At 65.5% G+C, this 23,203-nt stretch carries 19 protein-coding genes; 3 read left to right on the top strand and 16 right to left on the bottom strand.

Annotation, left to right across the window (positions count from 1 at the left end):
• Positions 1-110: 110 nt before the first annotated feature.
• From OG223_RS24335 to OG223_RS24355, 5 genes are all read right to left on the bottom strand, one after another.
• Complete coding sequence (locus OG223_RS24335) at positions 111-4,118, bottom strand: NACHT domain-containing protein (protein ID WP_329252427.1); 4,008 nt, start codon at positions 4,116-4,118, stop codon at positions 111-113.
• Positions 4,105-4,539: a DUF6375 family protein gene (locus OG223_RS24340; protein ID WP_329252430.1), complete on the bottom strand. Its 435-nt coding sequence runs from the start codon at positions 4,537-4,539 to the stop codon at positions 4,105-4,107. The genes OG223_RS24335 and OG223_RS24340 overlap by 14 nt, the downstream gene beginning before the upstream one ends.
• On the bottom strand, positions 4,536-5,444 hold the full coding sequence (locus tag OG223_RS24345; RefSeq protein WP_329252433.1) for a radical SAM protein: 909 nt from the start codon (positions 5,442-5,444) through the stop codon (positions 4,536-4,538). Before OG223_RS24345 ends, OG223_RS24340 begins: the two co-directional genes overlap by 4 nt.
• Before the next feature lie 215 nt (positions 5,445-5,659).
• Positions 5,660-6,832, bottom strand: a complete 1,173-nt coding sequence (locus OG223_RS24350) for a helix-turn-helix domain-containing protein (RefSeq protein ID WP_329252435.1) — start codon at positions 6,830-6,832, stop codon at positions 5,660-5,662.
• Positions 6,816-7,625, bottom strand: a complete 810-nt coding sequence (locus OG223_RS24355) for a hypothetical protein (protein ID WP_329252438.1) — start codon at positions 7,623-7,625, stop codon at positions 6,816-6,818. Before OG223_RS24355 ends, OG223_RS24350 begins: the two co-directional genes overlap by 17 nt.
• A 601-nt stretch (positions 7,626-8,226) precedes the next feature.
• Between OG223_RS24355 and OG223_RS24360 the strand changes: the two genes are divergently transcribed.
• Both OG223_RS24360 and OG223_RS24365 read left to right on the top strand, forming a co-directional pair.
• Complete coding sequence (locus tag OG223_RS24360; RefSeq protein WP_329252441.1) at positions 8,227-11,655, top strand: AAA domain-containing protein; 3,429 nt, start codon at positions 8,227-8,229, stop codon at positions 11,653-11,655.
• 148 nt (positions 11,656-11,803) lie between these two features.
• A complete protein-coding gene (locus OG223_RS24365) occupies positions 11,804-13,051 on the top strand; it encodes a hypothetical protein (protein ID WP_329252444.1) in 1,248 nt (415 codons plus the stop codon).
• Between the two features lie 363 nt (positions 13,052-13,414).
• On the opposite strand, the gene OG223_RS24370 is transcribed toward OG223_RS24365, so the two are convergent.
• The 4 genes from OG223_RS24370 to OG223_RS24385 form a co-directional block, all read right to left on the bottom strand.
• Positions 13,415-13,915, bottom strand: a complete 501-nt coding sequence (locus OG223_RS24370) for an NUDIX domain-containing protein (RefSeq protein ID WP_329252447.1) — start codon at positions 13,913-13,915, stop codon at positions 13,415-13,417.
• Between the two features lie 203 nt (positions 13,916-14,118).
• On the bottom strand, positions 14,119-14,469 hold the full coding sequence (locus OG223_RS24375; protein ID WP_329252450.1) for a hypothetical protein: 351 nt from the start codon (positions 14,467-14,469) through the stop codon (positions 14,119-14,121).
• A 99-nt stretch (positions 14,470-14,568) separates the two neighbouring features.
• Complete coding sequence (locus OG223_RS24380) at positions 14,569-14,904, bottom strand: hypothetical protein (protein ID WP_329252452.1); 336 nt, start codon at positions 14,902-14,904, stop codon at positions 14,569-14,571.
• Between the two features lie 175 nt (positions 14,905-15,079).
• Positions 15,080-16,456 (bottom strand): hypothetical protein, encoded by a 1,377-nt coding sequence (locus OG223_RS24385; protein ID WP_329252456.1) that lies wholly within the window; start codon positions 16,454-16,456, stop codon positions 15,080-15,082.
• 19 nt (positions 16,457-16,475) lie between these two features.
• On the opposite strand from OG223_RS24385, the gene OG223_RS24390 reads away from it, so the two are divergent.
• Complete coding sequence (locus OG223_RS24390; RefSeq protein WP_158713464.1) at positions 16,476-16,754, top strand: hypothetical protein; 279 nt, start codon at positions 16,476-16,478, stop codon at positions 16,752-16,754.
• Between the two features lie 121 nt (positions 16,755-16,875).
• Here the strand turns inward: OG223_RS24390 and OG223_RS24395 are convergent, their stop codons facing one another.
• The 7 genes from OG223_RS24395 to OG223_RS24425 all read right to left on the bottom strand — a co-directional run bounded on the left by OG223_RS24395 (position 16,876) and on the right by OG223_RS24425 (position 23,201).
• Positions 16,876-17,919: a serine hydrolase domain-containing protein gene (locus OG223_RS24395; RefSeq protein ID WP_329265444.1), complete on the bottom strand. Its 1,044-nt coding sequence runs from the start codon at positions 17,917-17,919 to the stop codon at positions 16,876-16,878.
• 120 nt (positions 17,920-18,039) lie between these two features.
• Positions 18,040-19,155, bottom strand: a complete 1,116-nt coding sequence (locus OG223_RS24400; RefSeq protein ID WP_329252461.1) for a glycosyltransferase family 4 protein — start codon at positions 19,153-19,155, stop codon at positions 18,040-18,042.
• On the bottom strand, positions 19,152-19,688 hold the full coding sequence (locus tag OG223_RS24405) for a dCTP deaminase (RefSeq protein ID WP_329252464.1): 537 nt from the start codon (positions 19,686-19,688) through the stop codon (positions 19,152-19,154). Before OG223_RS24405 ends, OG223_RS24400 begins: the two co-directional genes overlap by 4 nt.
• Positions 19,685-20,224 carry a dCTP deaminase gene (gene dcd / locus OG223_RS24410; protein ID WP_329252467.1) on the bottom strand — a complete coding sequence of 180 codons (540 nt, stop codon included), beginning with the start codon at positions 20,222-20,224 and terminating at the stop codon, positions 19,685-19,687. Before dcd ends, OG223_RS24405 begins: the two co-directional genes overlap by 4 nt.
• Entirely contained in the window at positions 20,221-21,450 is a 1,230-nt protein-coding gene (locus OG223_RS24415) for a metallophosphoesterase (RefSeq protein ID WP_329252472.1), read from the bottom strand. Before OG223_RS24415 ends, dcd begins: the two co-directional genes overlap by 4 nt.
• On the bottom strand, positions 21,447-22,730 hold the full coding sequence (locus OG223_RS24420; RefSeq protein WP_329265445.1) for a UDP-N-acetylglucosamine 1-carboxyvinyltransferase: 1,284 nt from the start codon (positions 22,728-22,730) through the stop codon (positions 21,447-21,449). Before OG223_RS24420 ends, OG223_RS24415 begins: the two co-directional genes overlap by 4 nt.
• A gap of 39 nt (positions 22,731-22,769) precedes the next feature.
• On the bottom strand, positions 22,770-23,201 hold the full coding sequence (locus OG223_RS24425; RefSeq protein WP_329252475.1) for an ATP-binding protein: 432 nt from the start codon (positions 23,199-23,201) through the stop codon (positions 22,770-22,772).
• Positions 23,202-23,203 lie beyond the last annotated feature (2 nt).

Consider the following 23,203-nt stretch of genomic DNA (forward strand, 5'->3'; position numbering starts at 1 on the left):
CACGTCAGGATGGCTCCTGCCGCACCGTCCGCTCACGCATCGCTCACGCAGAAGGGACCGCTGACCAGCACGTTCGATCCGAAATAGGAGGCACGATGGTCTACAGCCCATTAGTCTTCTGCGCTGCAGTGATCCGCCCCGAGGATTCGGATGTGGCGCCACACATGCGCGTAGCTACGGTGCACCGCGCGCATCCAGGAAGGAACAGAGTTCCAGTCGGCAGCCACCTCGCGCTCGCCCCAGGCCACTTGCATGATCCGGCGATCACCAGCGAAGTCCTCGACGAGATCGCGGCGCAGGAAGAGTAGGTGGCCGCCCCAGGGCTTGTCCGCGCGGACGACTGCCGAGGCTCGTCGGCCATCCAGGCCCACGAGGTCCACAGTGCCAGGCAGTTGGCGCAGGTCGAACCTGGTAGCGAACTCGAACGACGGCACGTCGTAGCCCCCGCCCAGCCCGATCTCCGAAGTGCTGTCGGGGGAGAAGTCCACGGCGACCTGGCCGAACCCGATGCCGTCGTCCTGCCGGTCGCCACGCAGCGCTCGATATGGGAAGGCGCCCGAAGCATCGTCGTCGAATGTCAGATCGAATCGGGGGTTCCAAGGCATCTCAGCGGCCAGCACGTCGCGGATCATCGGCAGCGGAGGGAAGAAATGGTTTCCCGGATACTGGCGCTCGCTGGCGAGCTGCCGAGCTGGTTCCACGTCCTCCGGCTTCAGCAAGAGGGTGCGGAAGAACCCGAACACCGTCCGCCCATCGTGGCGGTGGTCCAGATATCCCTCGACCAGAAGCCAGCCGTCGTCCACTCCGTGGATCTCCTCGGGTGACCACAGATGGTCCGGGACGGCCACTGTCCCCGAGGTGAGCCAGGTCTGGTCGTCGGTGGGCTCCACGGGTGCCCACACCGGAAGGGGCATGGGTGCTACCGAGGGCCTGTCAGGGAAGGTCGGGTCGATGTCGGGCATCAAGCGTTCTGCGTCCCCGAGAGGCGCTGGTGCGCGGCCATCGTCCACGAGGCGGCCGACCATTTCGTGGTAGGCGATCCAGCCGTACTTCTTGCCGTACCGTTCTACCCTCCTTTTGGTGCCGTATGGCCGCTCGGCGTCCGCGGCAATGGACTGGTCGACGATGCCGAATTCATTCGCGCGCCAGCCCAGTTCCCAGACCCGAGCCATCACCTCGGCGCGGGCCCTGCGGTAGTCGGGGTGGTCAAAGTCGTAGTTGTCCCTGCCGTTGATGGCAGCCCCGATGATGTAGTTCTCGAAGTCGATGCCGAAGGTGCGGTCGCACTCGCCGGCGTTGGGGTCTTCGTCCTCCATCACCTCAGCGGGCGCCGGGGCGGCGAACCTCGGTGCGAAGGCATCGACCCCATCCGGGACGGCAGCGGGGTGCAGAGCGCCAGCGAATTCATAGGTGGCCCGTACGTAGCCGCGCAGTTGCTCGTGCGAGGTGGGTGTGTTCCCGCCGTCCAGGAAGCGGTCGCGCATCTGCATCAGCCAATCCCCCAGCGCGCGTTCGAGCGGTCCGCCAGGATCGGGCATTTGGTGGGTGCCAGCGGCTCCGAACGCTGCGGCAACGATGCGTTCGACGACGTAAGGGTCGTCGACGTCGAGCATCCGGGCGGCGAGGTCGAACAGCCGCTTGGGTTCTGGCCGACCGTAGCGCTGGAGGGCTTTCGTCGCCAGGTCCCGCAGGCTTGTGTCCGTGGAAGTCAGTAGCCAGGCGATGGCCAGCGCGTCAAGGTCGTCGCTCTCTGCGCGATTGCTACTTCCGGACCACCTGTCGATCGCTCGTTCCAGGTCCGACGTCAGCCGGCCTGGAGCCTGGCCTCGAGCCCATTCGGTCCAGCGTAGGTCACGTTTAGGAAGGGGCAACTGGCGCAGGACGCGGTCAAGGAATGCGGCATTCAGGCGGTGCGGAGCAGACCTGCGGATCTCCCACAGACGGCCGAACGCTGGTCTGCCCTTCCTCTTGCCGGGATGCGCGGTAAGGAGCGCGGTTGCGAGCGCGTCGACGGTCTCGTTGTCGAGGAAGTCCGACTCGGTGGTGAGTTCCTGGGCGAGCACCAACGAACGGTGCTCATCAGGGGCGACACGCCACAGGTGGTGCCGGGTAAAGCGGCGTGGCAGCAGTGAGGTTAGAGCGATGAGGATGTCCTCGCCGAGGGGGTGCGCTTGGTCGCCCAGGAGGGACTGCCAGAGAGCCACCTCTGCGAGCTGCTCGTTGACGTCCGCGGGGGGAATGCGCACCAGAATCGCGTCGGCGATCAAGTATCCGGCGAGGCGGTCAAAAACGAAGCCGCACTCAGCGTCGTCGGAACCTCTGATCTCCTCGCGGAAGATCACTCCCTCCTCTACCAGGCGCCGGAACAGGCTTTCGTCCCAGTTCGGCTGGTCAGCGTCGAGGATGCTTCGCGCTTCGTCGAACGGAAGCCGACGGACGTCATGCGTCCACATGTGCCTCGCCAGAGCCGTGAGGCGGCGCCGGATCTGGTCTGCCGGGACCGGGATGCGGGCCGGATCCTGGGCCAGCCGCTGTACCACGCCCTCGCGGTACAACTCGAAGACGCCGATGAGGGACTGAGGCAGCGCCTCCACGCCCACCGGCACTCGACGGTCGTGGTTTGCAGCCTCGCAGTACATGCGGACGAAGAGCGGGTTATGAAACTCTCCCATCGGTAGCCAGGCGTCGGCCGGGTTGATCAGGTAGTGACGGAAGTAAACGCGGAGGATGTCGTCGACTTCCGCGCGCTGCCACTCCAGTTCCAGGGGCACCGTGTCCTTCGGGAGGGCCTGGTCGGCGAGCGCCTCGCGGAGGGTGACGATCAGCGCCACATGAGGGTAGGCGCCCAGGGCAGGTGCCAATCCGGCGAGCAGTGCCCTCCATTCTGAGGGCCGTTCGGCCTCGTTCAGGCCGTCGATGATCAACGGAATCCGGCAGCCGGCGCGGTTACCAGCTGAGTTGAGAGCTTCCAGCAGGTCCTCGAAATAGTCGACCTTAAGTCCGGGGATCCTTCGCGCGAGGTCGTCGAGGGTTCCGCCAGCGCGCAGGTTCCCGCCCTGGATGAAGACTCCTGCCGTGGGCTGGTCGTTCGGTGAGGTCATCTGCGCGGCAAGGTGCGTCTTGCCCTGTCCCGCGGCGGCGATGACGGCGAGCAGGGGGGCTTCGGTGTCCGCCCGTGTGTCGTGCAGCCACTGGACGATGTCGCGGATCTCCGCACCGAGACCGGTAACCAGCAGCGCCTCGGGCAGGCGACGCTGCCTCAGTTTGAGCACCAGGCGTCGCAGCGTTCGGGGAGAGGTTGTCGGCGGCCGCTGTTCGGCAAGGCGCTCACGGATCTCCCAGGGCCGTAGACTCCTTCCGGCGTCAAGGACCTCCCGCAGGTCGTCGACGAACCGGTCTAGGTCGTCGGTAATCTCTACGGCGTCTTGGCGGAAGGTGTTGTCGAGGTCGGCGATGGCTGCGCGCAGTGCGTGGATCCGGGCTGCGATGTCGTCGGTGCGCTGCTGAAGCCACTCGAACGACGCCGGGCGCAGCAAGGCCCGGTCGATGCGATGCTCCACATGGTGGGAGGTATGCAGCCGTGGCGTCCACCGTGCCTCGACGGGTGCCACAGATCGCTTGTGGGCTTGTGCCAGTACGTCTGCGGTGAGGGCGAGTTCACCGAAGAAGGTGGAGCGGAGCTCGTCGTGTCCCGCGAGCTGGTCGTCGTAGTTCTCGGTGGACCAGAGTTTGACACTGACCCCCTGCTGACCGAGTCCGTTGATCCATTCCTCGTCCCCCTTGGCAGGCCGCTCTGGAAGGCAGAGCACAAAGTCGGTCAGCCCTACGACGTGCTCGATTGCTTTAGAGAGCGAGTCCTCGATCTGCTTGCGCTGGCCTGCGCTGAGTTCATTCTTGCTGTTGAGGATGAACCACTTGCACGACCAACCCCAGACGCGGCCGGGGGCGCCGAGAGCACCGGCGTGGTCGACGTGCAGGTAGAACTCGACGCCAGGCTGGTTGCGGCGCTCCCGCATCGTGCCCAGCGCGCCGTAACGACGGGAGACGATGGCCCGTGTGAGCGCTTCAAAGTTCCGGTCGGCGGCGCCGGGCAGACGTTCCAGATCAGTCAGATCCACTGTCGCTCCGAGTGCTTGCATCCGACCGAGTGATCGTGTCCTCGTCCCATTCGTGACGGGAGAAGATCTCGATTTTCGCGCCGTAGTGGAGAAGTGCCTTCAGGAATCCCTGGACGTCGGACTCGTCGGTCCAGATCCGGACTGTCTCTCCGGTGCGGGTGACGGTGTGGTCAAGGGCGAAGACGTCGACGTCGTACCTCCCCATGTCGTACAACTTCATTTCGGCGAGTGCTTCGCCCAGTTCGCGAGGCATGCGCTCGCCAGGGCTCTGCCAGTCGTCATCGGACCACGCGTCCTCGGCAAGAGCCTTGAGAGCCTCCATGCGCTCCTCCGCTGCCTTGGCACCGGTGACCGTCTGAAATCGGCCGATCAAGACCAGGTCCATCGAGTGCTCCGAGCCGTAGCCGTTCCAGATCCTCATCGTGCCTCCCTCAACGCCTGCACGGCTTCCATGATGGAGCCCTCGACTGACAATCCCGTGGGCGCATAGGCGTGAGGGCGCAGGACGCCGGTCGCGTCGACATGCATGTGCGCGTCGAGGGGGCGCTCACCTGGGACGGCCTCCGCCGTGGGCAGCGCGGCTTCGAGGCCGGTACGGGAGATCGCGAGCCGAACCTTGTTCCTGGCGGTCGCGGCCCATTCGACAAGACGCTCCGCGTCGGCGTCGCTGATACCGGGACTTGCCGCGGTCGGCTGCTCGGGAAGAAGCAGGAGTTCGGACGCGCCGACCCTGTCGGCGAACTCGGCGAGGTCATCCAGTTCGCCGACCGTGTCGGCATTGATGACAGCGTTGATGCCGAACGGAGCGAGAGAGCTAAGCAACCCGGCCGCCTGGACCACGGCCGCGAACGGTCGGCCGCGGAGCCGCTCGTAGGTGGCTTCGACCCCGTCGACTGACAGACGGACGAAGTGCACAGCCCCGCGCAGGGATTCGACTAGTTCGGGTGTGAGCCGGTGCCCATGGGTCGTGAAGGTCACCGCCATAGACGTGGAGTGGGCTATGTCCGAACACAGCTGGACGAACCTTCGGTACGCGGTCGGTTCCCCGCCTCCGAAGCCGACGCCGAGGCACCCGGCAGCATCGAGTTCGACCGCCCACGCGAGTACACGCTCTCTGTCGAGCACGGCGGCGTGCTTGGGCGCGTAGCAGTAGGCGCAGTGGAGTTCGCAGGCGTTGGTCAGCGCGATGGACAGGTATCGCGGAGCACGGGAGAACTGCTCAGCGGGAACAGGCACCTCGTCGAGCAGCACGTTCATCCCTGAGACGCGGTCAAACAGATGAACCCCAGCTGCGGACAGGCGAATCTTGCACGTCACCGACAGCATGATGCCACCGCTGCCACTGACAGCGAGACGAGATCGAGGCTCTTGACAAGCAGTGGTTTTCGGAGCGAAACACGCGCCCAACTTGCCATCCGCACACTGATGAGCCTCGGAGGAATTGCTCCCAAGCTAAGTCGAGGCGACCGGTGAGGCAGCTGGCTTAAGGCGGCGGGCGGGATCCTGTCCGACCTGCAGTGCACCGATCACCGCAGGAGCCGCTATTGCACGAGCCGTAGAACCGGGCGCTGTTCCTGGACATCGAGCAACTCTCGGACACGCTCAGTCGTCCAGGCCAGCTCATGGGCCAGACTGACCACCGACAAGTTCGCTTCCTTTCTGGCCAGCTCGAAGGCTTGGCGCAGCAGAGACGGCTGCTCACCGGGGTAGTTCAAGACCGACTCGGGGATGAACCCAGGCTGGCCATCCAGTGCACGCAGACGTTGGTACGTGCGGCTGGTTGTAGCGTCGGAAATGAGCCCAAGTTCACGGCATCGGTAGACGAGTGAGTGGATGGAGACACCCCAGACCTGCCTGAGTTCGGCCAGTCGTGCGAGGTCCATCCGCTTGGGCAAGAGGGGAAGGACGCTGTCTTGGGGAGTGAGGAACTCGGCGGCGAAGGCGTCGGCTTCCTTCTCCTGACGGCTGTCTCCAGTGGCATCGCCGTGGAGTACGAGGTGCCCGAGTTCGTGGGCAGCGGTGAAGCGATGGCGGTAGACGTCGTCGGCTCGGTTGGCTGTGAGGACCACGAGGGGCCGTGCCGCTCGGGTGGAGAAGGCGTCCACGGTGGCGGCCGAGGGGTCGGATGCCGGAGGCATCACGACGACGATGCCGTGGGACTCCATGCGTCGGACGAGGTGGGTGACGGGTCCGTCGCCCATGCCCCAACGGCGACGGAGCTCTTGTGCTGCCCCAGCAGGATTCGTGGGCAGTTCGGCTCCGGGGTGGACCTCGCCCCCGGCGAAACCGGGCAGGTTCACCAGGGGCAGCTGAATCCGCCGTTCCAGGGCGTAAGTGAGTTCCCATACCTGTTCGGCAAAGGCGAGAGCTCGTTCCCTCTGGGACTTCGGCGTGCTTCGCAAGCTACGGAAGTGGGCCATAGAGGCGTCGAGCCGGTTTACTGGACGGCCTACCAGGAAGAACGTGGCCGGTACGCCGAGCGTTTCGGCAAGACGGGGGATGAGGTCCGGGCGAGGGCGGGACACCCCTGTCTCGTACTGGCCCACCGCCGCCGGGGTCACCCCGAGGGCATTCGCGACGTCCTTCTTCGTCTTCTCGGCCAGCCGACGTGCCTGTGTCAGCCGAGCGGGATCAAAGCCGTCCGAGATGGCACGGGGCGTGGTGCCCCGCTCCTCCAGGCCCGGGATGAGGTCTTGCTTATTGGTTCGCATCATCTTCGCTGGTCTGGTCGTCGGCCGGCTCTGCTTCTGTCAGCGGCGGAACGTCGCGCTGTTGATCAACGTTCGCACGCGACGACAGCGTAAGGGTCGGCTCTGCTCCGCCGTCGAAGCTGGTCAGTTCTCGCTCGGACGCCGTGGCCTGCTTGGGGATGCTCCTCAGGTGCTGTCCGTGGGATGTGACAGTGTCAGGCAGGGCGAGGGGCTCAGGGGCGGTCTCCCACACCAGGCGCCGCTCAGCACCCAGCGCCGCAATGCCCCAGTACGCCTCCAGGAGTTCGGAGGCATTGCAGGCGAAGGGAACAAGAATCAGACGGGTGCCTCGTGGCACAGATGCGAGACCACCGCGCGGCTCCACTACCTGACCGCTTTCGTCGAAGCCCTCGAAGTCGAACGCGCCCTGCACCTCAGCCGGGTCGGGTGCGAACGTGAACAGCTCCTTCACCAAACGGGACTCACGCGGAATGCGCGCCGTGCGCACGTCCGACAAGGTCTTCGAGTAGAGGAACGGATAGAGCAGACCGTTCCCGACCACCATCAGCTCGAACGGGAACCCGAACGGCTTCACGGGAGTGGCTCCCGGTAGATCCTTCAGCTCCTCCCACACCCGCTCGAACTGCCCCTGCCACCGGGCCGAGCCGTACGTGTGATTGGTACGCGATTCCGCCTGCTCCTGTGCAGCCTGCGCGTTGGCCTGCATGTTCCGTAGTGCCTGGCCAACACCCGCTCGAACTGCCAGCGCCTGCTTGCCGAACACCTCGGTCGCCCAGGGAGAAAGAGACACACTCATGCGGACGACTCCTCTGGTCCGACTTCGGGTTGGAGCACTGCACTACCGAGCAGACTTTAGTTGATGTACAAGTTCTTGCACAAGCGCTTCTTTGTCGTACGTAGTTCTCTCGCTGAAGTAACTCTCGTCCCAGGACCACCGCATGCCCGTCAGTCACGGAGAAGCATCGGCCCTGGTACAGCTATCCGCTGGCCAGTTGCAAGTCAGCATCGCCATCGGCAACTTGCGAGGCGGGCTTCTCGGAGTCCACTCATGGTGTGATCTTGGTGGGTGCTCCCGGACGCTACTTCGGTGTCCGGAACCACCTCGTCAAGTTAGGTTCGGCGTGACCTTCGATCCGATGCCTCACGGCCACCGCCGCACCGTCCGCTTACGCATCACTCACGCATGCCAAGGCGTCCTACCGTGGCCGAGGGGCTGACTCCAATCACGCCTCGTTGCTTGGCCCAAGGGAGGCGTCCTCTCGCAGAACCACTCCGCGAGGACCATTACTCGCCAAGTCCGCATCGCCTCGGGACAAACTGCTGATCCGATGGGAAACCGCTGGCAAAATGGCCACTTGGATGGACTGCGCGGCAGTCGGGGGAGCAAGGAGCAGCGGGTGGGGACGACGATTAGCGGCCGGTTTCTGTTGCTCCCTCAGGAGGCGCGTCCGGGGGGATTGTCCGAGGTCCGCAAAGCCGTGGACATCAAGAGCGCTGGCGGTGACCACGTCGCCGTGAAGCTGCTCAAACAGCGCGAGGACGACGCGATCACCCGGATCTTCCTTGAGCGGGAGACCTCGGCGCTCAAAGCACTGAACCACCCCCACATCGTGCGGATGCTCGACTCTGGCTGGGATCAAGGGCTGGAGCGGTACTTCATCGCCCTGGAGTGGATCGACCGCAGCCTCAAGGACGAGATGGCAGATGGCCGTCCCCTTGACTGGCCGGCCTACTTCACACACATAGGCGGACCGCTGGCTTCCGCTCTCGCATATGCCCACGAGAAGGAGATCGAGCATCGTGATCTGAAACCGGGAAATGTCCTGCTGGCCAGTGACGGCACGGTCAAGCTCGCCGACTTCGGGATCGCCAAGATCTTGTCCAAGGCCGCGGCCGTGACCGACGAGACGGTCGCGGACTTCCGATCCGCCCTGTACTCACCGCCCGAGCAGAGCGAGGCAGTCCCGTACGTCCGTGACGTGTACGCCTACGCGGTCCTGGCCATTCAGGTCCTCTCCCGCAGTCAGGCGCATGACTACCACGATCTGGCGACGGTACTTGACGGTCTGGAACTCGACACCGAGATCCGCAACGTCCTCAGAACCTGCATCGACCTCGACCCCAAGAAGCGGCCAGCCAACGCCATCGTCCTGGAACACCGGCTCCTGGAGGCCGAGCGGGTCTGCGAAAACCGTGATGCCCGCCAACGCAACGCGCTCTGGCTGAAGATGACCCGTCGCGCGGCCGAAAGCCTGAGCGCAACCGCAGCCGGAGAAGAGATCGATTGGGATGCGGTGAAGAACACGGTGCTGGCGGACATCTCCGGCACCGTTCACGTCGACTACGGCTACAACGCGCAGAGCGACGAGGTCGACACCGGCACGGTGCGGGTGTTCGGCCAGAGTCTGTTTCTGCGTCTGGTCCACGACGAGGATCAACGCGACCGGTGCGTCATCGTCTCGGCGGAGGAACGAGCAGAGGAATGGATGGCCAAGCGCCGTGCGTCCTCCCTCAAACTCGACCCCATCCTTACCTGGACGTTCAACGACCCGGGTGAGGACCCGGCGTACGACGGCCTCAACCTGCTGCTGGACAACCTCAACGCGGAACTGGACGCGCGTGAGGCCCTGGCCAAGGAGGGCAAGCGTCAGCAACTCGGCGACCTGTTCGACGGCTGGCGCCGTGTCCTGGAAGCTCGCGAGGAGGTAGCGGCCAACGGGCGGCAGCCGATCCAGTACGAACGGTTGGAAGGCGGTGGCCGCACCCGGGTCTTCCATCTCGCCTCGCCCGACACCACTGCCGAAATCGGCGAAGAGTGGTCCGTTGCGGAGTACCCCTACAGCCGGCCCATCGACCGTGGCGAGATCACCAACCGCACTGACGACACCGTCGTCCTGCGGATGACGCGTCCCCAGGCCGTCCTGCCCGCCCGAGGTGTACTGCTGCCCTTCCTTGGACCCAGCCAGAACGCGATCAACCGGCAGCGCGACGCACTTACCGCAGTCGCCGCTGGGCAGACTGCCAATCTCGACCTGCGGCAGATCATCGATAACCCCGGAGCCCTCAAGGTTGGCCCACCCACCGAGGTCACCACCTGGGTCCGTGCCGATCTCGACCAGAGCAAACGAGACGTCGTCGCCCACGCCCTGGGCACTCAGGACCTACTGCTCGTCGAGGGACCACCCGGCACCGGCAAGACCACCGTGATCGCTGAGATCGTCGAGCAGACCCTCAGCAGGCATCCCACCGCCCGCATCCTCATCGTCAGCCAGACCCACATCGCCATCGACAACGCCCTCAAGCGCCTTGAAGACGCCGGCATCACCGAACTCGTCCGCCTCGGCCGCGTCGATGATCCACGCGTCGCCGAAAGCGCCCAGCCGTTGCTGCTCGACCGGCAAGTCAAGAAGTGGACCCAGGGTGTCCGGACGCGCGCAGAGCGGCATCTGGAGAGCATGGCCGCCAACAGCGGCCAGCAGCCCAACCACCTCAAGGCGGCCCTGGTGCTGGAAGAACTCGCCGCCGTGGCCGCCGACCTAGCACATGTGACGACCCGTCTCGACGAGCTGGCGAACCAGCCTGTGCCTGAGCGCACCACCTCCGCCAGGGAGCTCGGCGAGGAAGTCGTCACCACCCGGGCCCGCCGAGAACAACTCCTCGAACAACGGGCAGAGCTGTTTGCCGAAGTGCAGTCCATGCTCGACGGCGAACTCACCCTCCGCGAGGAAATGAGTGCCGCAGACGTCCGGGACGTCGTCGAGGTGCTCCTCGGCCCGGCCGGGACAGGCAGGGAACTGATGCATCTGCTGCGTCTTCAGGGCGAATGGCTGCAGCGAATCGGCACCGACCAGAACCTGATCGCGGGCTTCCTTCGCACCCGGCGCGTCATCGGCGGAACCGCACTCGGCTTCCTCGGTCACCCAGCGGCCCGGGATCTCGAATTCGACCTGTGCATCTTCGACGAGGCGTCCAAGGCGACCGCGACTGAGGCGCTGGTACCAATGGCCAGGGCCAAGCGGTGGGTGCTGGTCGGTGACACCAACCAGCTGCCTCCCATCGATGAGGATCTGCTGCGCGACGAAAAGATCATGGCCGATCACCAACTCATCCCCGAGCTGGTGAAAACCACCCTGTTCCAATACTTCGCCAACTCCACCAAGTCACCCGTCAAGCACCTGTTGCGCGAGCAGTACCGGATGACCCCGGCGATCGGCAACATGATCAGCAGTTGCTTCTACGACAACAAACTGATCTCGCCCAACGACCATGTCCTCCCCGGCTACAGCACGGTCAACAAACCCGTCCTGTGGCTGGACACCAGCGCCCTGCCGAACCGCCGCGAAGACGAGCAGTCCTCTGCACAGACCAGCATCTCCAACCGCCTTGAGGGCCAACTCGCGATGCGACGCCTGGAAGTCATCGACCGGGCCATCGACAAGGGGGTGATCAAGACTCCCGACGGCAAGCGCCTCGACGTCCTGCTGATCGCCCCCTACGGCCGCCAGGTCGAAGAACTCACCAAACGCCTAGCCTCCCTGAGGCTCAAGCACATCGCTCCAGAAGTGCTCTCCGTCGACGCGGTACAGGGTCGAGAATGCGATCTCGTCGTCTTCTCCGTGACCCGCAGCAACGTCAGCGGCCGCTTCGGGTTCCTCGGCCAGCCCTACTGGCGCCGCATCAACGTCGCACTATCCCGCGCCCGCTACGGACTGATCATCGTCGGCGACGCTGGCTTCTGCCGCAGCAAGCCCGGCGCCCTGCGCGACGTACTCGACTACATGAGCGGCCACCCGGAAGACTGCGAGATCCGCAATGCCTACCTCTAGCCCCGCCTTCGGCGACGACAGCCTCCTGGCCCTCCGCTTCCACAACACCCGTCCCGGACTCGAACTCATCCAGATCGCCGACGCTGCACTGCCTGTCGCCCGGATCACCGCCGAGGTCCTCGCCCAGGACAGCAAGGACCTCCCGCTCATGGAGGAATTCGTACTGCGGCTGGTCGACCACAACGTGAGCAGCGCGCGGGGTATCGCCGGCCTACTCGGTCTGCCCGAAAACATGGTCGACCGGACCGTCGCCGTGCTTTTCGGCTCGGACGACCTCAAATGGGGCCGCCCCACCACCGAAGACGCAGGCCGGACCCCCAGCCTGCGGCTCACAGACAAGGGCCATCTCACCGCCCAAAAGGCCGCCGCGGTAGCGCCCGTGCGGGTCAACCAGCCTCTCGTCTACGACCAAATGCTGTGGAAAGTAGCCCCCTACGACCGCCGCACCACCATCCCGCGCGGGCAGGCCGAGGAAAACGGCATGATCATGCTGCCCGTCGCAAGGTCCGGGCCTGTCAACGACGGAGACATCACCGCAGCCGAAATCACTGCTCTGCTCCGCGAGAACGGCAACAACAAGCGCGAAGTCCTCCAGGTCAAAGGCATCTCCCAGGCCCCAGCCCGCCGTGTCCTGCCGGTCAAACTCCTGGTTTACGCCGACGCAGACCGTACCGACGTCGAAGTCGGCATCGTCGTCGACGGCGAACTCAGTCAGGCCCACGAACTCGCCCTTATCGGCCACGGTGGTGCCAAGGCCCTCGGCATCACCGTCGCGCCGCCCCCCGAACGCCCTCTCCTGGACCCTGACCTTGAAAAGGCCCGCGTACCGCTGCCGGAGGTCACCCAGCAGCGTGCAGAACAGGCCGCATTCCAGCTCGGCGCTCACGCCCCCACGCCGGGTCCGCCGGAAGTTCAGCAGCCACAGGCAGACGAGATCCGAGCCATCGGCGTCTTCGAGCACCCGGACGTCCTCGACGACGCACTCACCAACGCTCGCCGCCGACTCCTGATCATCTCACCGTGGATCAAGAACGCAATCATCACCACGGACTTCCTCAGCAAACTCGAACGACGGGTCAAACGAGGCGTCAAAGTGGACATCGCCTACGGCTACGAGGAGAACGACACCAAGACCGATCCGGCCTCCGTCCGTAAACTCACCAACTTGGCCGACCGATACCGCGACAAACTCAGCTTCACGCGTCTGAAGAGCACTCACGCAAAGGTTCTCGTCTACGACGACGTCTGGGTGACCACGTCCTTCAACTGGCTCTCTTTCAAAGGTGACCCCGAACGCACCTACCGCATGGAAGAAGGAAGCCTCGTCCGCAACCGCCAGATCGCCGACACCCAGTACGCCCGCTACCTTGAGCTGATCGCCGACCAGCGCCGATAACTTGGCCGAGGCGCCTCCCACTTATCGCTGCGCCCTTGACATCGCAGAGAACCCATCGGCCATCCTTTTGCCTTCGTCGCCGACAGCCAGGCACACTCCACTCCGAACGCGGCAACGACGTCCTGCGCGGGGTCAACCTCACCGCCCAGCCGACCCCGCTCCCCGGCACCTCCAGCCCCCTAATCGCTTCAAGCCCGCTGAGCAAGAACGGCTTGCTGCCCTCCGCACACCACGCTCCTGCTCCACCGGAAGTAACCCAGCCCCGCCTTCGCGTCCCCCCGAAACCGCCAGGACCTGTCCGGTGCATCTCCCCGCCGACCGAACTGGACCTGGCCCCACGTCAGACGAGGTCCCAGCTACCCCCTATTCCCATCCGTCCAGCGACACCTGGGGCCCATCGGTGAGGTACCGGTGGAGGGCACTCGCGGTGGTGTCCACGAACTCCTCGGGGATGGCCTCGGCATCGACCCAGCAGACCTGGGCGTGCTTACGTGGCTCTCGGTTCTCTGGTTCGCCTGTCCACTCGTAGGCGGCGAAGACCACGGTGAGAAAGCCGCTCGGGGCTTCGACGCCCCAGGCACCATGGATGACATGGGCGACTGTCAGGGCCTCAGGCTTCACCGTCAGACCGGTCTCCTCGTACAGCTCGCGCACGGCAGTTGCCGTGATGGGCTCGCCGGCTTCGCTCTTACCGACGGGAAGATCCCACATGCCCTGGGCGAACTTGGCGTTCTCGCTGCGCTGGAGGAGGACGACACGGTTGGTGGCCTGGTCGTGGACGATGACGGCGGCGACCAGCAGGGTCATGGATTCGAGGGCGGGCGGTAGAACCTTGGGCTGGTCGTCGCGTGTCGGCTGAGCCACGGCTGGTCTCCCTTCGTCACTCGCAGCCTAGTTACGAGGCGTGGTCCGCCTCAGAACGGCTGCCCAGTCCCTTCATCATCGCCGTCGCCCGCTCCTTTGAGCCTCCAGCGGATATATCCCACGTCCGCCGGATACCGATCGACGGATCGTCTTCTACCGGCGACGGTCGCCGGAAATCAGGGAGGCCAACCACCCGGCCAGCCTCAACGTCTGCTCCGTTCGGAGCCAATGCGAGGCCGAAGCCTGTAAGGGATCTTGGACACGCCCTGGTGTTCACTCCATAGCCGAGTGCCTGACCGCGTCAGTGTCCAGCCGCTGCCCTCGTAGGGCATGAGCTCGCCAACACTGAGTTGGCCGATGAGATGGGTCAGCTCCTTGGCCATCCGCAGATCATGTTCGCGTTCGCGGGCTTCAGCGTTCGCGTAACCATCAGCGAGTGCCGTGAACTCCTCGTAGGTCAGCTCGCCAAGGCGGCGCCTGTGCGCGAGCATCGCCTCGCTCTCGACGTACGCGTCGGAGTACTCCTTGCCGAAACGGCGACCGTACTCCCGCACCCGCTGACGTTCCTCTTCCAACCTCTCGGGACTGATCTGCTGCTGACGGGCATTGGCAATCTTGTCGGCGCGAGACAGAAGCCAGCTCAGAGGGGACGGTCACAGGAAGACCCCCAGCCTGCCGTATCTCTCCCATTGGCAGTGCGTGTATCCGGCTGCCTGCGCGACCCATCCGTAACGCTCACCAGTACTCGTGTTCGGAGCAGGGTTCTTGAACTCGATGCCGAAGGCTGGGTCCTCATCGTGCCAACCGGCCGGCTCACGGGGCCTCAGCACGGCATCGATACGAGTCTCTTCGCCGGTCCAGTAACGCCCTGGCACTTGCTCTTCAACATGGAACCACTGGTCCATCTTGTCGAGGACGAAGTCAGCGAGAGCTTTCTCATCGGGGAATGTCCCAGGTTGTGGCAGCAACGCCTTCTGTCCGTAGCGCACTTGGTCGACTGTACGGTGCGAGCGGAAGCCATCGAACGACGCTTTCGGTCAAGCGGCTGACCCGTTCAGGACACTGGTTGCGGGCGACGTCGACGGCGCCGAGCATGGCGGTGGTGTCGTCGATGACGGTGCGCGGGCCGTCTCCGCAGACGTTGACTTCAGTGCATAGCTGGCGCTACGGGCGTCGACCGCGCGGCCATGCAGTCAGGGCATCCTTGGGTGGATGCCGCTGTAGCCATTTGCGCGCGGCCTCTTCCCCGAAGCCGTGCAGTCGGAGGACTTCAAGGGCTGCTGTTCGCGCCCTCCGTGCCTCGTCTACACGATCCAGGTGATCCTTCATCCGCGCCACGACATCGTCGTAGTCGTAGTCGTAGCGGCCGTTGACCTTCTGCACGAACAACGGCAGGAGTTTGTAGTACCGGCGTTCGCTGACCCCAACCCTCGTCCAGGGATACCGATCCGGTGCCTCGCCTTTCCGGTATTGCATTACCGCAATTCTTGCCTTCCGGCGCACGTACCGACGGGTCGCCTCCGCCCCCTGTCCTGGGTCGAATCCAGGGCGGATCAGCTGTTCGAGCAGCGTCGCGGCTGCCGAATCCGTATTCGGGGCGCGGGTCTCACGCTCGATGCGAGCGACATGCCGCGGATACGCCCGCGCGATTACCTTTGCCAGGGCCGGTTCATCGCCCTTGATGTAGCCGTGCCAGTAGCCTTTCAAGACCACCTGACAGGCGATTTCGTAAGGAGTTGAGACAGGGTCGAGGGTGATGGTCGGTATGCCGTGGCCGTGGATAGCCCTCGCGAACCTGCTCCACTGCCGATCGGTGGGCCGTTGCACCTGCTCGGTCCAGATGCGCGCGGTGAATGCCCAGCCTGCGGGTTGCTGTGTCATGGGAGCCGCGATCAGGATCGCTTCGGCGGCTACAAGCGGTGGGATCTTGTCACCGGCCGTCTGATCCATGAGCGGTTCGAAAAGACGCCCTTCATCCTCGGTCTCGTTTGTCATCCAGAGAAGTCGACGGGCGATCTGGAACCACCATCCGTCGACAGAGACCGCGAGGATGGGGACATGAAATCGAACCTCAGGGTTCATGACACGACGAAAGAGTTCCACTCGCTGCTCGGGCGAGAAAAATGAACCTAGCCATCCAAGGACATACTCACCTGACAGTTGCCCTCTCTGCGACGCTACGGCGACGAGCTGGCCAGCAATCCAGAGTGCGTCTGCAATAGACGCGGCCTTAGGGACAGGGGCAGCCAGGGGCGTGACCTGCAGGACGGTTGCCATCTGGGGGTTCACCGGGTCAGGGACCTCCCAAACCATCGACTCTGGTTCCATCGAGCCGACCTGCAAGTCGGGAACGTCCACAAAAGGCAGACCATTGGGCTCGAAGACCGCGGTCGCTCGGCGCATCGGCTGGAAGCTACGGCCTGACAGAACCTCAATCTCGCGGCCAGCCTGAGCGAGCTTGTCCTTCAGTAGACGGCGGTCGGGGCTGCCTCCGACCATCCGCGCGACTTCGTCGACAAGACCCTCGGACCAATGTCCCATCTGGGCAGTATACGAGGGCATGGAGAACCAAGACCCTGGTCACGAGCGGGCGCGATCGTACAAACCTGAGCACGAGAGCATTCGCGTGCCTGAGAACGCATCCGACTTGACGCCCCGCTTCAAGCTGATCTTCTCTACAGTCGCCGCGCTGACAGCACTAGCTCTGATCTTGAACGTGCTGCTGGCTGCGTTCGGCGGCGATTCTGAGCAGGTGAAAGGTGCCGTAGAGGCATGCTCCACCACGTACATGATGGGCTTCGGGGCGATTGTTGGACTCATCGGCGGCAAGGTGGCATAGCTCTTCCTTCTGAGGGCTGAGCGAGTACGCCGCCGCTCGTGCGGATGGAGACCTCAACCTTCGCGTAACTACCTGCAGTTGGAGTCTCCTTCGAGCTGGCGGCGTAGGTCGGGCCGCTGTCTCAGCCGAAGGCAAGTTCACGGAAGGCGTTGCGGATCTCAGTGAGGGGCTGGCGGTCGCGGGTGTAGTAGAGCTTGTTGGTCAGCAGTACGGCCCAGCGCCCCTGGTCGGGTGAGATCCACATGCCGGTTCCGGTGAAGCCGTAGTGCACCCAGACATCCTGGGTCGGCTCGGTGCCGGGAGCTGGGTGCCAGAACAGGCCGCGTACGGGCTCCAGTTCACCGGTCTGGATCGTCAGCGACTCAGTCACCCAGGCTGGCCCGAAGCCGGCCTGTGCAGGTGCAGAAGTGTCGCCCAGCATGTAACGCAGGAAAGCGGCGAGATCGTCGACGACGGTGAAGGCACCGGCGATGCCGCACACGCCGCCCAGGAGTCGTGCGGAGAAGTCGTGGGCGACGCCTTTGAGGTGAGTGCCGGTGTCCTCGTCGAGTTCGGTCGGCGCACACCGTGCGGCGATCTCGGAGGGAAGCGGCCCGAACCGGGTGGTGTTCATACCGAGCGGCTGCCAGGTCCGCTCCGTGGCGAGTTGGTCGAGGCGCTGGCCCGAGAGGTGTTCGGCGAGGTAGCCGAGGATGAGGGCGGCCCGGTCGGTGTACTCGACGGCTTCTCCGGGCTGGCGGTGCACTGCTTCTCTCAGCACGCCATCGCGGATGTCCTGCGGGTCGGTGCCGTACAGGTTCTTGAGTTGAGCCCGCAGGGGGACGCCTGCCGTGTGGGTCAGCAACTGGCGGGCGGTCACCGATCCGAGCGCGTGGCCTTCGACCTCGGGCCAGAAGGTACCGAGAGGAGAGTAGAGGTCGAGCTTGCCCTCTTCCCAGAGGGAGCCGATGGAGGACCACACCGCGAGGATCTTGGTGAGGCTGGCGGCGTCGAAGACGGTGTCGGACCGCATCGGCATGTCCGGCTGCTCGGGGTCGAGGACCCCGGTGGCGCCGTGGACGTGAGTTCCGGCGGCGTCTCCGACGGCCCATACAGCGCCTGGGTAAACCTTGTCGCGGACGCCTTCACTCAGGAGCTCTTCGATGCGGTCGGTGCGGTACGTCATGGTCTCCCTGTTCGCAGTGGGCATCCCGCCGGTCAGCGTAGTGACGCGGGTGGGATGAGTGGAGGAACGGCATGCGGGGGCTGCCCCCGCCCCGCTGGATGGCCCGGTTTCTGTACCTGCTCAGGAGAGTTGGTGGCCGAGGTCGATCAGAGCTTGTGCGGCAACCGACAGCGGGTAACGAGCAGCGTTCGCGTAGCCCGCCTGCCGCAGCGCGGAGAGTAGGCCCGGAGAAGTTCGCAGCCGATCCAGATCGCGGGCGAGGGCGGCCGAGTTGGTGAAATCGGTGGCCACTCCGGAGGCGGCGAGGGCCTCGCTGAGGCCGGGCACGGGTTGGTAGAGGACGGGCAGTCCACAGGCTTGGGCCTCCAGCGCGACCAGACCCATGGCCTCCAGAGTGGTCGACGGCATGACCAGCACGTCGTGTTCGGCGAACGCCTTCCACAGCTGTGGACGGCGTAGCCAGCCGAGGTAGCGGGGCCGTAGGCCGGCCCGTTGTAACAGCGGTGCCAGGGCGTGGAACTGGGCCCTGGGCGCAGCGACGCTCAGCTCGACACCTGGCACGGGCGCCAGGCTCTTGATCAGGGCGCCGCCTCCCTTCTCGGCGGTCAGCCGTCCCGCGTACAGCAGCCGTAGGTGGCTGGTGGAGGCGCGAGTTGGCCGGGGTGGCGGGTCGGCGAGCAGGCGGTCGGGGATGCCCCAGGAAATGTGGGTGATCTTCCGGCGGTCGATCTGCGGGGCGAGCTTGAGTAGGTGGTCGGCCATTGCTCCTGTCGGTACGACGATCACGTCCGCGGCTCTGGCGGTCTCGCGCAGGACGCGGAGTTGATCGTGGTGGGCCTCGGCGAAGAGCAGGTCGGTGCCGTGGACCAGGGCGATGCGGGGATGCAGGGGCAGGGCCCGGATCAGGGCGGGGGTGGCGCCGAAGGCGAGGTGCTGGAGGTGCAGGACGCTGATCTGATCTGGGTCGATCGCGGCTGAAAGAGCCTTACGCAGGGCTGCGACGTAACGACCGAAGGCCGGGCCTTCCAAGCACTTCCCGGCGACGGGCAGCAGGTCGAGCCCGGCCGGGAGGTGGTGCCTGAGATTCGGTGAGCCGAGCATGAACGCGCGTGCGGGGATCAGAGGGCGGTCGCCGGTGTAGAGGTCGAGGAAGAGTTCGACGCTGCCGCCCGGGCTTCCGACGGGCAGGTCCAGCAGGGTGGCGGCCAGTGGCTCGCTGGACGGACGGAGGCTCACTGGACTCCTCCGTGGATTTCTTCGTAGAGGCGGGAGATGTCGATGCCGTCCGTCGTCGCGTACTTGGAACGCTGCTGCTGGTAGCTGGCCGACGTGCCGAAGGCGGTGAGGAAGACGAGCTTGCCGAAGGTCATGCCCGGATAGACCCGGACTGGTTTGGCGGCGCGGATCTCCAACGTCCAGCGGATGGCGTGGCCTTGGTGTCCGAGTGGGGCGGATACGTGGACCCAGATGCCGAGTGCGCCGATGGTTCGGTCGCCGTTGAGCATCTGCGCGTACGTCTCCGAACCGGTCTTCTCCAGCGTGGCGCCGAGGTAGAGCACGCCCGGCTTGAGCACCAAGCCCGTTGCGGGGATGACCTGTTCGATGAACGCGGTGGGGGCGGCGGCGTCCAGGTCACCGGCGCAGACGCGGAGCGTGTGGCCGAGTCGCCAGTCGTAGGCGTTCGGGGAGAGGCGGGCGGGGTCGTACGGGTGGATCGTGATCTCGCCGGCCCGGAGGGCAGCTCTGATCGCGGGGGCAGTGAGGATCACGAGGTGACCGCCTTCAACGGAGCGACGTCCCGCCAGTACCTCGACGGCTGCGGTCCTGTGGCGGCCTGGTACTTGCCTTGGTAGGGGTCGATTTCACCGGTGGAGACGAAGAACATGATCTGCGCGATCTTCATGCCGGGGTACACCCGTAGCGGACGGACTGGCGAGAGCATCAGCGTCCACTGGCCGTGGAAGCCGATGTCGCCGATGGGGGCGGTGATTTCGACGAAGAGGCCGAGCCTGCCGACCGAGGAGCGGCCGAACAGCAGCGGTACGAAGGAGTTGGAGCCGACCTGTTCGAGGGTGTGCCCGAGGTACAACTCGCCGGGTTGGAGCACGTGTCCGTCCGTCCCGATTTCCATCTCACGCGTGAGGTTGGGGCGGTAGGAGTCGATCACGGTGTCGGCGTAGGTCAGCAGGGTGGGGCCGAGGCGGACGTTGTAGCTGTTGGGGTTGACCTGCTCCAGCTCGAAGGGGTCGATGGTCAGGCGACCGTCGCGGGCAGCGGCGGTGATCTCGGGGCCGGTGAGGATCACTGCTCGCCTCCCTCGGTGGCGCCGCCGGGCAAGGTGGTGGCCAGAACGCGGCGTACTGCTTGGCTGAGCCGGAGCCCGGCTTGATGTGTTCGGCCGCCCAGATGGCTGTCGGCGAGGTAGCCCGTCGTCAGCACGCTGCTCATCGCCGACGGAAGAGGCGTGGGAGCGATGACCAACGGGCCTACGTATTCAGCGAGTTGCGTCAGCAGCTTGTCGTGGTCCTGGGCGTGCTCGTCAGGAAGGACGGCGTGGACGAGCTGGTTGTCGAAGGGCTCGATGGCCAACAGGTCGCCGAGGGTCAGCACTTCGCCGAGCGGTACGGAACGGAGCGCGGTCTCGTTGAGGATCACCGCGTCTGCGCCGAGGCCGGAGTGGAGTCGGCCGGCGATCTCTCGCAGCAGACGGCTGCGGTCCAACTCACCATTGCGATAAGGCTCGTTCACGGTTCCGAGCGGACTCGTCAGCTTCCGGCTGATGAGGAAGATCTTCTCCTGCACCGTGGCGAGGTCTTCGGGAACTACGGCGGCGTTGGGAAAGGTGCATGTGCGAGCGGCCCAGCCGCTGCCGACCGGTTCTGCGGTGGCGTAGCCGACGCCGAGTTCGCGTCCCTTGACGACCAAGGTGTCGCCGATGCGCACGGGACCGTAGATATCGCTGTGGCAGTGACCGGCGAAGATGACGTCCGCGAACGGGCAGGCGGCGGCCAGCTTCAGGTCCTCCTCAAAGCCGGAGTGGGACAACACGATCCAGGCGTCGGCTCGGTGGTGGTTCTCCAGCATCACCTCGCGCAGGGCATGGGCCGGGTTTGTGACGTGGTGGCCGATGCGGTCGCGGGTGGGGATCGTGTTGAACGCCTGGGCACCGATCACCGCGGTGATGGCGACCCGTTGGCCGCCGATCCGCTTGATGCGTACCCGGTCGAAGAGGGGTTTGCTGTTGGCGTCGGAGGCGTTGGCGCACACGGTCATCTCGTGCAGCCCTGGTTCGAAGTAGTGCAGCCAGCCGTGATTTCCGGGCGCGAGCAGGTCGTACAGGCTGGTGAGGATCTCGCGCTCGATCTGGCCCTTGCCGAAGCGGTAGTAGCCGCTCCCTTCGAAGAAGTCGCCGCAGTCCACGATCAGGCTCTCGGCCCTGGCGGTGTGGAGATGGGTGAGCATCGGCGTGGCCGCGTCGAAGGCGGAGTGGACGTCGGTCGTAGCGACGATCTTCCGTAACCGTCGGCTCATGGGGTGACCTCGCAGATGTCGGCGCCGAGGGCGTGGAGCTTGGTGGGCAGGTCGGCGTGTCCGCGCCGGAGTTGGTCGAGGCCGCCCAGCGTGGTGACACCGCGTGCGGTGAGGCCGGCGATGAGCAGGGCGGAGCCCGTGCGGATGTCGGTGGCTTCCACTCCGGTCCCGGTCAACTGCTGCGGGCCGGTGAGACGGCACTTGGTGGGCGACAGGTCGTGGATCTCGGCGCCGAGGCGGGCGAGTTGGGGCAGTAGGTTGCCGTGGCGGCCGGGGTTGATGGTGTCGGAGAAGAGATGAGTGCCGGGGCGGGTGAGGGCCAAGGCCATCAGGGGCGGTTCGAAGTCGGCGTCCAGGCCGCCGGGGGCGAGGGAGGCGACGGCTCGTAGCGGCCGGCTGGTGGGGTGGTTGTCTTGGGCGTGGATGGTCAGTACGTCGTCCTCGGTGCTCGCGGGCACACCGAGCTGTCGTAGAGCGCTGACCAGGGGAACGACGTCATCGCCGCGTACGCCGCAGATATGCGCCTCGCCGCCCGTCACTGCGACGGCACAGGCCAGCGTGCCTGCCTCGATCTTGTCGCCGGGCACCTTCCAGGCGATGGTCTCCGTGGGGGCGGACGGGGGCGGCGCGAGCGAAAGAAGAGACTCGCTCGCCCGGCACTGCCATCCAGCCAGCCGTAGCGCCTCTACGACACTGAGCACTTCCGGCGAGAGATTGGGCCCGCCCAGCCGCAGTGGACGTCCGGCCACGACCGCGCGCAGGACGGCGGCGATGGTCGCGCCTCGGGAGCGGAAGGGCAGCATGATCGAGACCGTTCCGGTCCGTGCGGCGGCTGCTTCCACGAGGTAGCCCCGGTCGTCGACGGTCGTACGGTCGCCGAAGTGCTCGTAGACCGCGAAGTGCTGTTCCATGCCGCGTTCCCCGATCCGGCACCCGCCTGGCCAGGGGAGACGGGCCCGTCCGTAGGCGCCGAGCAGTGCTGGTACGAGGTAGTACGAGGCTCGGATGCGTGCGGCGGTCTCGGGGTCGGGCTCCGCTTGCGGCCTGTCGCTGGGCAGGATGACCGCGGTGTGCGGATCGGAGACGGGGCGAGCCGTGTGCCAGCCGGACTGTTGGAGCAGGGTGAGCATCGTTTCGACGTCGGTGTTTGTCGGGACGTTGCCCAGGTGCACTGGGCGGTGCATGGCCGCGGCGGCGGCCAGAAGTGGCAGGGCTGCATTCTTGGACCCGTCGACAGTTACAGAACCGGCAAGGGGAGTGCCGGGCCGGATGGCGACCACTTCGGCGGCGACTGGGGGGATCCGTACGGCTGTCAACCGTCAACTCCTTTGCAGGGGAAGGCATCGGGAAGGCTGGTCCGGGCCGCTGACCTTGAACTCGGCCCAGCACCGCTTGCCGGATGGCAGTGGTTCGATCCCGTGGCGGTCCGCGAGGGCGGCGACGATGAACAGGCCCCGTCCGCCTTCCTCTTCCGCGTCCGGCAGTCCGACCTGCGGGGCCTTGGAGCTGGCATCGGTCACCTCGATCAGCAGGCGTTCGTCGTTCAGGCGGGCGCCGGCCGAGATGGGGCCGTGGCCCGCGTGCCGTACCGCGTTGGCGAGCAACTCGGCGGCGACCAACTCCGCTGTTTCCAGGAGTTCCTGATCGAGGGAGGCGTCCCAGGCCCGTATCCCGGTGGCGAGTTGCCGGCGCGCGGAGCTGGCGGCAGCAGGTGTGCCGTGAACGGGGAAATGGATCTGATGCGCTTCCATGA

Source organism: Streptomyces sp. NBC_01478 (assembly GCF_036227225.1).
Lineage (GTDB): Bacteria > Actinomycetota > Actinomycetes > Streptomycetales > Streptomycetaceae > Streptomyces.

Bases quoted from the DNA above. Each gene is read 5' to 3' on its own strand.
- OG223_RS24390 (WP_158713464.1), top strand. From the start codon at position 16,476: ATGGAGAACCAAGACCCTGGTCACGAGCGGGCGCGATCGTACAAACCT.
- OG223_RS24395 (WP_329265444.1), bottom strand. From the start codon at position 17,919: ATGACGTACCGCACCGACCGCATCGAAGAGCTCCTGAGTGAAGGCGTC.
- OG223_RS24340 (WP_329252430.1), bottom strand. From the start codon at position 4,539: ATGAGGATCTGGAACGGCTACGGCTCGGAGCACTCGATGGACCTGGTC.
- OG223_RS24355 (WP_329252438.1), bottom strand. From the start codon at position 7,625: ATGAGTGTGTCTCTTTCTCCCTGGGCGACCGAGGTGTTCGGCAAGCAG.
- OG223_RS24425 (WP_329252475.1), bottom strand. From the start codon at position 23,201: ATGGAAGCGCATCAGATCCATTTCCCCGTTCACGGCACACCTGCTGCC.
- OG223_RS24365 (WP_329252444.1), top strand. From the start codon at position 11,804: ATGGAGGAATTCGTACTGCGGCTGGTCGACCACAACGTGAGCAGCGCG.
- OG223_RS24345 (WP_329252433.1), bottom strand. From the start codon at position 5,444: ATGCTGTCGGTGACGTGCAAGATTCGCCTGTCCGCAGCTGGGGTTCAT.
- OG223_RS24415 (WP_329252472.1), bottom strand. From the start codon at position 21,450: ATGAGCCGACGGTTACGGAAGATCGTCGCTACGACCGACGTCCACTCC.
- OG223_RS24385 (WP_329252456.1), bottom strand. From the start codon at position 16,456: ATGGGACATTGGTCCGAGGGTCTTGTCGACGAAGTCGCGCGGATGGTC.
- OG223_RS24350 (WP_329252435.1), bottom strand. From the start codon at position 6,832: ATGATGCGAACCAATAAGCAAGACCTCATCCCGGGCCTGGAGGAGCGG.